The organism is Microbacterium sp. (assembly GCF_030149085.1).
Lineage (GTDB): Bacteria > Actinomycetota > Actinomycetes > Actinomycetales > Microbacteriaceae > Microbacterium.
Genome location: NZ_JASBSF010000386.1, coordinates 1 through 5723, shown reverse-complemented (window position 1 = coordinate 5723; position 5723 = coordinate 1). Strand labels below are relative to the sequence as shown.

The following is a 5723-nucleotide window of genomic DNA, read 5'->3' as shown; positions in this document are numbered from 1 at the left end:
GCTTGCCGGGCACGGTTCGACGATCGAGATCGTGCTGTACGCCGACGGGAGCGTCGAAGTGCGCGACCGAGCCCGCGGCATCCCGGTCGACATCGAACCCCGCACCGGGCTATCGGGCGTTGAGGTTGTCTTCACGAAGCTGCATGCGGGCGGAAAGTTCGGTTCCGGGTCGTACAGTGCGTCGGGCGGGCTCCATGGTGTGGGAGCGTCAGTCGTCAACGCACTGTCGGAGCGACTGGATGTCGAGGTCGACCGCGGCGGCAAGACGTGGGCGATGTCGTTCCACCGCGGTGAGCCGGGCGAGTTTGCCGGTCCCACGCCGGACTCTGCGTTCACGCCGTTCGAGAAGAGCTCCGTCCTGCGCGTTGTCGGCAAGGCCGCGAAGGGTGTCACTGGCACACGCATTCGGTACTGGGCCGATCGGCAGATCTTCACCCGTGACGCGGCGTTCTCCCTCGAAGACCTGCGGCAGCGGGCTCGACAGACGGCGTTCCTCGTGCCGGGCCTGACGATCACGATCACCGACGAACGCAATCCTGAGACACCGGTCACGACGGAGTATCGCTTCGACGGCGGGATCTCGGAGTTCGCCGAGTATCTCGCCCCGGACGCCGCGATCACCGACACCTGGCGGTTGCAGGGTACAGGGACGTTTACCGAGACCGTCCCCGTGCTGCAGGCATCCGGGGCCATGGTGCCGACCGAACTCGAGCGATCGTGCGAGGTCGACGTCGCAGTGCGCTGGGGCACCGGCTACGAAACGACGTTGCGCTCTTTCGTGAACATCATCGCGACCCCGAAGGGCGGCACGCACCAGCAGGGCTTCGAAGCCGGCCTGATGAAGGTGATTCGCACTCAGGTCGAGCAGAACGCGCGCCGACTGAAGGTGGGCAACGACAAGCTCGACAAGGACGACATCATGGCGGGCCTCACTGTCGTGCTCACCGTCCGACTTCCCGAACCGCAGTTCGAGGGCCAGACGAAGGAAGTGCTCGGCACGCCCGCGGTACGCCAGATCGTCTCGACCGTGGTGGCCCGGGAACTGGCTGCGCGATTCTCCTCATCCAAACGCGATGACAAAGCCCAGACCTCGCTGCTGCTTGACAAGGTCGTCGCCGAGATGAAGGCGCGGATCTCGGCGCGCGCTCACAAAGAAACGCAGCGGCGCAAGAACGCTCTCGAGTCCTCGTCGCTCCCAGCCAAGCTCGTGGACTGCCGCTCCAACGACGTCGCCGACTCCGAGCTGTTCATCGTCGAGGGCGATTCGGCTCTCGGCACCGCCAAGCTTGCGCGCAATAGCGAGTATCAGGCGCTGCTCCCGATTCGCGGAAAGATCCTCAACGTCCAGAAGGCGTCGATCAGCGACATGCTCTCGAACGCGGAGTGCGCGTCGATCATCCAGGTCATCGGTGCCGGGTCGGGTCGGTCGTTCGACATCAGCACGGCGCGCTACGGCAAGGTGATCCTGATGAGCGACGCTGATGTCGACGGCGCTCACATCCGCACGCTTCTTCTCACGCTCTTCTTCCGCTACATGCGTCCGCTGATCGAAGAGGGGCGTGTGTTTGCCGCCGTTCCTCCGCTTCATCGTGTGGTCGTGAAGCATCCGGGGACCAAGCCCAACGAGACGTTGTACACGTACAGCGAGGCTGAGCTTCACGCGCTGCTGAACCGGCTGACAAAGGCCGGCCGCACGTGGCAAGAGCCCATTCAGCGCTACAAGGGCCTCGGCGAGATGGATGCCGAGCAGCTGGCGACTACCACGATGGATCGCGCTGGTCGAACCCTGCGTCGCGTGCGGGTACAGGATGCCGAGGGTGCGGCATCGGTCTTCGAACTGCTCATGGGTAACGACGTCGCACCGCGGCGCGAATTCCTGATCGAGTCGTCAGACCGGCTCGCCCGCGAGCGCATCGACGCCTGATCCGCGCAGGCAAGAGCCGCTGGTGTAGCGACTCAGCGGACGACAGTGCCGATCGCTGCGACGCCGGCTTCGAGTGACACCCCTGAGGCGTCGCGCTTCGCGCCCGCGGGCGGCAGCGTGCGCGCCGCCCCATCCTGCGCGACCGCGCGCGGGTCGGATCCTGCCCAGGCAAGAACCAGGCGGTCTTCGCCCTTCAGCAGTCGGTGCGCGCGCACGCCGCCGGTGGCACGTCCCTTCGGGGGGAACTCACCCAGCGGCGAGACCTTGCCTGAACTCACATCTGCCCCGGCCAGCGCGCCTGCGCTTCCCGCGGCCGTCACCACGACAGCCTCGGCAGCATCCGCGGCGGGGATCACGGCAAAGCCGATGACGGACGCGCCTGAGCCGAGTCGGATGCCCGCCATACCGCCCGCTGCACGACCCTGCGCACGCACGGCGCTCGCCTCGAATCGCAGAAGCTGCGCATCGTCGGTGATGAAGAGAAGCTCGGCGTCGTCGGCGGCCAGCGCCCCGCCGACAACAGCGTCCCCCGGCTTCAGGGAGATGATCTCGATCTCATCGCGGGCTGCGATTTCGCTCGGAAGCACGCGCTTGACGACCCCCTGCGCGGTACCGAGCGCGAGCGGGATCGTGCCATCGAGCGGAACGATCGCAATGACGTGTTCTCCGCCCGAGAGCCCGAGGTACTGGTCTGCGCGGGTTCCGGCGGCGAGTTGCACGGCGTTACCGGGAACCGAGGGGAGATCGACCGGCGTGAAGCGCACAAGACGTCCGCGGGTCGTCAGGGCTCCGAGGTGGCCTCGCGTTGTCGCGTCGGCGGCGCTCCGGATCGCATCATGCTTCGACCGGCGCGTGGGAGACACGATTCCCCCACCCGTCGCGTCGGGATCGAGGTCCGCCCGAACCATCCGGCCTGTCGCCGAGAGGAACACGCGGCACGGAGTGTCGGCGATTTGCAGATCGACGGGCTTCTTCGACGACGAGCGCGACGCGACGGGCCCGCCGTTGAGCAGCAGAGTACGGCGCGGCGTACCGAATGCCTCGGCCGCGGCATCCAGCTCGGTGGCGACCTGCGCGCGGATCAGCCTGTCGCTCGCGAGCAATGCCTCGAGTTCGGCGATCTCAGCTTTCAACGCGTCGCGTTCCTGCTCCAGTTCGATACGCGAGAAGCGGGTGAGTCGGCGCAGCCGCAGCTCGAGGATGTACTCGGCTTGTGGTTGTGAGAGGTCGAAGACCTCCATGAGTCGGGTACGTGCCTGCTCGCCGTCATCGGAGGTGCGGATCACCTGGATGACTTCGTCGATGTCCACGATCGCGATGAGGAGGCCCTCGACCAGGTGAAGCCGCTCGCGCCTCTTGCCGAGGCGGTGGCGGCTGCGCCGCGTCACGACCTCGATGCGGTGACCGACATAGACCGCCAGCATCTCCTTGAGACCGAGGGTCTGCGGCTGCCCCTCGACGAGGGCGACGTTGTTGATACCGAAAGAGTCCTCAAGCGGTGTGAGCCGGTACAACTGCTCGAGCACCGCGTTCGGATCGAACCCGGTCTTGATGCCGATGACCAGCTGCAAGCCGCGGTGCCGGTCGGTGAGGTCGGTGACATCGGCGATGCCCTGCAGCTTCTTGGAGGTGACGGCATCCTTGATCTTCTCGATCACCCGCTCGGGGCCGACGAGGTAGGGAAGCTCGGTCACCACAAGGCCGGTTCGTCGCGGGCCGAGAGACTCGATCGACACCTTTGCGCGGGTTCGGACCGAGCCCCGGCCCTTCGCGTAGGCATCCTTCACTCCGTCGAGTCCGACGATGATGCCTCCCGACGGAAAGTCGGGCCCGGGAACGAACTCCATGAGCTCTTCGACCGTCGCTTCGGGATTCTCCAGCAGATGGATGGCTGCGGCCACGACCTCGATGAGGTTGTGCGGCGCCATGTTCGTGGCCATACCCACTGCAATGCCCGACGCGCCATTGACGAGCAGGTTCGGGAAGGCTGCGGGGAGCACTGCTGGCTGCTGGAACTGTCCGTCGTAGTTCGGGATGAAGTCGACGACGTCCTCATCCAGGTTCTCTGTCAGCGCGAGTGCGGGAGCCGCGAGGCGTGCCTCGGTGTATCGGGGAGCGGCAGGTCCGTCATCCAATGACCCGAAGTTGCCGTGCCCGTCCACCAGCGGAACACGCAGCGAGAAGGGTTGGGCGAGGCGTACCAGGGCGTCGTAGATCGCTGCATCTCCATGGGGGTGGAGCTTTCCCATGACCTCGCCCACGACACGCGAACTCTTCACGTGGCCGCGGTCGGGCCGCAGACCCATGTCTGCCATTTGGTAGAGGATGCGACGCTGCACCGGCTTCAAACCATCGCGGGCGTCGGGGAGGGCCCGCGAGTAGATCACCGAATACGCGTACTCGAGGAACGAGCCCTGCATTTCTGCTGCGACGTCGACATCCTCGATCCGCTCGGCGACCTCAGCGGGCTGGGGGGGACGGGATGACGGCATGACAAAACCTCGGACGCTGGAACGGACGCACCTCGCCCTGCGGGAAGAGGGCGCGTGGGAGACTGGCGTGGATGCCGATCACACTACCTGCGCACTCGCCGAGAACCCGGAGCCTCACCGACGTCGTGCCGGAGATGTTTCGTTCGCTGCGTGGGGAGGGCACCTGGCTGCGGCCTGTCCGCAGCACCGTCCTGGTCATGCTCGACGGTGTCGGAGCCGCACAACTCCGGGCGCGCGCTGGCCACGCGCGGTTTCTCGCGAGTGTCGGCGGTCCGCGGGATGTCGCGCGCACGACGTTCCCTTCGACCACAGCGAGCGCGCTCACGAGTCTCCTCACCGCGACAAACCCTGGACGCAACGGCATGCTCGGGTACCGTGTGCGGGTTCCCGAGACCGGCCGAATTGCCAACCTGCTGCATGGGTGGGAAGACGGCGATCTGCCGTCGGATTGGCAGCCGGAGACACCGCTCACCCGCCCACAGACGCAGCACGGGCCCGTCTACGTGGTTTCGAAGCCGGAGTTCGCCACCTCGGGCTTTACCCGTGCGACCACCGACGGTGCCGATTTCATCGGGGTCGCTGACCTCGATGACCGAATTGCCCGGGCCGGTGCGATCGCGGCGCAGCATCCGGGAAGTTTTACCTACCTCTACGTTCCTGAACTCGACGGCATCGGTCACCGCGTCGGCTGGGAGTCGGGTGCATGGACCGACGGTCTCGAACGCGTGGATGCCGCGCTTCGCGACCTGGCCCAAGCGGCACCCCAGGCAGGCCTGCTCATCACAGCGGATCACGGCATGATCGATGTACCAGCGAGTCGTCACGTGCTCCTGGATGACGGTGACCCGCGCATTGAGGGGGTCGCCGACATCGCGGGAGAACCGCGCATGCTGCATCTGTATACGCAGCCGCAGGCAGCCGATGCGGTGGCCGGTGTCTGGCGGGCGGTCGACGCCGAGCGCGCTTGGGTCATGACCCGTGACGAAGCGATCGCCGCCGGTGTGTTCGGGACCGTGAACCCAGACATGGTCGAACGGATCGGGGATGTACTTGTCGCGGCGAGGGCACGGGTCGCCTACTACGACAACCGGCTCGACGACCGGTCACCACAGCGCATGGTCGGACAACACGGATCGCTCACGCTCGAGGAGTCTGTCGTTCCTCTGCTTCGAGCTGGCGCATACGCCGCCTGACCGTTGTCGCTGCGTCCTTCAGGCTACTCGTCCGAGCGGGCGCCGAAGACGATCTCGTCCCAGCTCGGAAGGGCAGCGCGACCGCGCCGACGAGATGACGACAGTTGCGTCGCC

At 66.3% G+C, this 5723-nt stretch carries 3 protein-coding genes; 2 read left to right on the top strand and 1 reads right to left on the bottom strand.

Annotated features, from left to right (window positions below):
* Positions 1-1924 (top strand): DNA topoisomerase IV subunit B (locus Q1V87_RS15315; RefSeq protein ID WP_300594807.1); only part of this gene is annotated, 1924 nt, incomplete at its 5' end.
* Positions 1925-1956: 32 nt separating this feature from the next.
* On the opposite strand, the gene Q1V87_RS15310 is transcribed toward Q1V87_RS15315, so the two are convergent.
* Positions 1957-4416 carry a DNA topoisomerase IV subunit A gene (locus Q1V87_RS15310; protein WP_300594804.1) on the bottom strand — a complete coding sequence of 820 codons (2460 nt, stop codon included), beginning with the start codon at positions 4414-4416 and terminating at the stop codon, positions 1957-1959.
* A 71-nt stretch (positions 4417-4487) separates the two neighbouring features.
* Here Q1V87_RS15310 and Q1V87_RS15305 point away from each other — a divergent pair, with 71 nt between their 5' ends.
* A complete protein-coding gene (locus Q1V87_RS15305; protein WP_300594801.1) occupies positions 4488-5609 on the top strand; it encodes an alkaline phosphatase family protein in 1122 nt (373 codons plus the stop codon).
* Positions 5610-5723: the final 114 nt, after the last annotated feature.

What these genes read in the sequence shown, in the direction of transcription:
- Q1V87_RS15305 (WP_300594801.1), top strand. Translation starts at nt 4,488, where the DNA reads ATGCCGATCACACTACCTGCGCACTCGCCGAGAACCCGGAGCCTCACC.
- Q1V87_RS15310 (WP_300594804.1), bottom strand. Translation starts at nt 4,416, where the DNA reads ATGCCGTCATCCCGTCCCCCCCAGCCCGCTGAGGTCGCCGAGCGGATC.